Source organism: Brachyspira sp. SAP_772 (assembly GCF_009755885.1).
Classification (GTDB): domain Bacteria; phylum Spirochaetota; class Brachyspiria; order Brachyspirales; family Brachyspiraceae; genus Brachyspira.
Map to the genome: position 1 here is coordinate 1 of NZ_VYIX01000380.1, position 515 is coordinate 515.

At 29.4% G+C, this 515-nt stretch carries 1 protein-coding gene; it reads right to left on the bottom strand.

The annotated features are described in order from the left end of the window. On the bottom strand, positions 1-515 hold a 515-nt coding region (locus GQX97_RS14615), incomplete at both ends, for an efflux RND transporter permease subunit (protein WP_198391288.1).

Genomic DNA, 515 nt, shown 5'->3' on the forward strand with positions numbered 1-515 from the left:
TTACACTATCAACGTTAATTGTAGCAGGATATCCAGCTAATTTCTTTCTAACCATTTCAACATATTCTTCTGTTTCTACAGTTCTTCCATCAGATTTGTCTATTAATTTAGCTCTTATTTGTCCTTTATTTGCATCAGAACCAGATCTTGYTCTTGACTGTATTCTGCTTAAATCTTTTCCAATAACTTCTTCAACATCTTTTCTCATTCTGTCTATAAATGAGCCAGTTTGTTCTTTTCTTGTACCAATAGGCATTTGTATAGTTGCCATTAAYTGACCTTCATCAGATTGAGGGAAACCTTCTTTACCTATAAATATTAAYCCYACTATTATAACAGCAAATACTATACTTATTACTGGTATTAATACTCTATTTTTATGATGAACTGAGTAAGTTAATATTTTTTCATATATATAATTAACTTTAGAGTGGAAATGCTTATCAAAAAATACTTCAAAACGATAGAAGAATTTAGATTTTTTAGTAGTTACTAATCTTGCACCAAGCATAGGC